Annotated in this window: 2 protein-coding genes; both read left to right on the plus strand. The window is 66.2% G+C overall.

Annotated elements, in window-relative coordinates; translation table 11 throughout:
- Positions 1–611 (plus strand): Bug family tripartite tricarboxylate transporter substrate binding protein (locus tag Q7A36_RS39105; protein ID WP_305109193.1); only part of this gene is annotated, 611 nt, incomplete at its 5' end.
- 1,142 nt (positions 612–1,753) lie between these two features.
- Positions 1,754–2,926 carry a transposase gene (locus Q7A36_RS39110; protein WP_456306851.1) on the plus strand — a complete coding sequence of 391 codons (1,173 nt, stop codon included), beginning with the start codon at positions 1,754–1,756 and terminating at the stop codon, positions 2,924–2,926.
- The last annotated feature ends 124 nt before the right edge of the window (positions 2,927–3,050 follow it).

A 3,050-nucleotide genomic window follows, 5' to 3' on the forward strand; every position in this document is an offset into this window, starting at 1 on the left:
TGCTGGCCACCTCGCCTTACATCCTGGTCGTGTCATCGGCCGTTCCGGCGACGATGGTCGAGGAGTTCACCGCTTGGGCCAGAGCTCGGCCGGGCGAGGTAAACTATGGCTCGTCCGGCGTCGGCACCACGCCACACCTGACGGGTGCGCTGTTCAATGCGCTGGCGAAGTTGCAGATGGTGCACGTTCCCTATCGCGGCACGGGCCAGGTCTATACCGAGCTGCGTCGCGGCGACGTGCACGCCCTGTTCGACACGCCGTCCACCGCGGCACCGCACCTAGCCTCCGGTGCCGTCCGGGCACTGGGCGTGGGCGGGCCGGTGACGTCGCTGGCGCCAGGGTTGCCGCCCATCAGCCGGACGGTACCGGGCTTTGGCAGCGAAGTCTGGTTCGGTCTGTTCGGCCCTGCGAGGCTGCCGCCCGCGCTGACGGCGAAGCTACAGGCGGTGGCAATCGGCGCGGCGCGTGACCCGGCGATACGCGAGAAGCTGGCCGGGCTGGGAGCCGAACCTCATGGTGAGGATGGCGACACCCTGCAAAGGGTGGCAACCGAGGAGCGCGAGCGCTGGGTGAGGCTGGTGCACGAGCTGGGGCTCAAGGCTAGTGACTGAGCTGCTGCCGGCCTCCGGGACCCCCGCATTCTATACTGATCTTTGCTTACCGGTTGCCCGCACCAACTTGCTCGGTCTGATTATTAAGTTCCAGCAGCGCGAATTTACCAAAGGAATATTGATTTGGTGACGCAGGCCCTCCGCAATATGTTCTTTCATAGAGCATGTGCGGGACACACGCCGCAACCAACCTGTCCGGCTCCCGGGCGAGCTGAGGTCCACCATGTCGATCCGGACATGACGCCCCGGTACCCGGAACGGCAGTATTGACAAAGGCCGTTCGCGCTTCACACGACCGCGGCCAAAGCTGACCGGATGATCAAGGGCGTCAGCGGACAGGGAACTGCCATTATGTTCTCGGGCCTCGGAATACGCGGCAGCAACGCAAGGGAGTTGTCTAAATGAGTGTCCCTGACGACTATATGCGGGACCAGGCTGAGCAACTCGCCCAGCATCTTCGGCTAAACGACGGCAAGTCGGGCTACGTCGAAGCGGAGGCCGATGCTTACCATGTCTATGTTCGCCGGAAGTGGCCGGGCAAGCAACTGGCAAGCTGGGACGGGGTACCCGTCATTTGGCACGAGAATGTTGGCACCCACAAAGCCGCAAGACGATAAACACCCAGCAGTAGCCGGGTAGCTGCTTGGACAGGCATGTCGCTGTTCGCGACTGCTGCCCTCACATTGGGGGGGTAACATGCCCCGCATACCGACTTCCAGCAGGTCTGCGTCAACATTCTAAGCTCGGCGATGGAGAGCTTCGGAAGGCGCGGCAGCTCCCGAGCACAACGCCTTCACATGCAGCACACTCGAGGCGAGCCCGGCCGTATCAGAGTATCTGCAGGCTCGACAGAGAGCAGTCATCACAACGAAGATCGGTATCTCCGGGGATAGCAGCCCGTTGACGAAGTGGCCCTAGCTTGATTCGGTTGGTCCTGGACGCGAGCGGCAGGTGCGGCATGGCGCTGGGACGACAGAAGGACCGGCAGTCGGATCTGCTGGTGACCTGGGCGGAGATGCCGCGCTCGCCGGGGCACGCGTTCTACGACCGGCTGCAGGCTGAATTGCTCAGCGCTGGGTTCGACGGCTTCGTCGAGGGCCAGTGCGCGCCCTACTACGCGGCGCGGGCAGGGTCGGCCTTCGCTGCCGCCGGGGCGGTACTTCCGCATGCTGTTGGTCGGCTACTTCGAAGGGATCGACAGCGAGCGCGGCCTGGAGTGGCGCTGCGCCGACAGTCTGTCGCTGCGCGAGTTCCTGCGGCTCGGCGAGCGCGAGCCAGTGCCCGACCATTCCAGGCTGAGCCGCACCCGCGCCCGCTTGCCGCTTGAGGTGCACGACGCAGTGTTCACCTGGGTGCTGCAGCGCCTGGCTGAGCGGGGACTGGTCCGGGGCGAGCGGATCGGGGTGGACGCCTCGACCATGGAGGCCAACGCCGCCTTGCGGGCGATCGTGCGGCGCGACGGTGGCGAGGGCTACCGCGAGATGCTGGTGCGCATGGCCAAGGAGAGCGGCATCGAGACGCCGACGGCCGAGGACTTGATCCGGCTGGACCGCAAGCGCAAGGGCAAGACGCTGTCCAACGCCGAGTGGGAGAGCCCGACCGATCCGGACGCGCGCATCGCCAAGCTGAAGGACGGCCGGACACACCTGGCCTACAAGCCCGAGCACGCGCTGGATCTCGACACCGGCGCGGTGGTCGCGGCCGAGATGCACAGTGCCGACCGGGGCGACACCGCGACCCTGCCCGACACCCTGGCGAGTGTGGCCCGGCACCTGGCCGCGGTCGAGGCGGCGCCGAGCGCCGAAGTGCCTGCCGAGATGGTGCCCGATAAAGGCTATCACTCGCGCGAGGTGCTGAAGACGCTCGACGATGGGCCGTGGAAGACCCGGATCGCCGAGCCCAAGCGCGACGGCTTCTCGCGCTGGCATGGCGATGACGCGGCCCGCCGCGCCGTCGTGAACAACCGCACCCGTCTGCTGTCCGGCGTGGCCCACGTTGCGTTCAAGCTACGCGCCGAGGTGGTGGAGCGGAGCTTCGCGCTCATTCTGGACCGCGGTGGCATGCGCCGCGCTTGGCTGCGCGGGCGGGAGAACCTGCACAAGCGCTACCTGATCCACGTCGCCGGCTACAATCTCGGCCTGATCATGCGATTGCTGACGGGGGCGGGGACGCCTCGAGGGTTCCAGGCCGGGGTTTCGGCCTCGCTTGCTGCGATCGCCACGCCGGACGCTGGCCTGGTCATCATTCTGATCGTCGTCGCTGGCGACCAGACCGCGGCCGCCGTCATCAGCATCGCGCCAGACCCGCTCGGCTGACCGACGGCTTTTTCACCGGGCTGATAAGCTGTGGTGGCGCCCCGCTCGACATCATCAAGCGGTATGTCGAGCAACAACGGGCACCCGACCGAACGAGGCGAAGCAAGAAGAACGCTTGACCCCT

The organism is Paracraurococcus lichenis (genome assembly GCF_030657435.1).
GTDB lineage: Bacteria > Pseudomonadota > Alphaproteobacteria > Acetobacterales > Acetobacteraceae > Paracraurococcus > Paracraurococcus lichenis.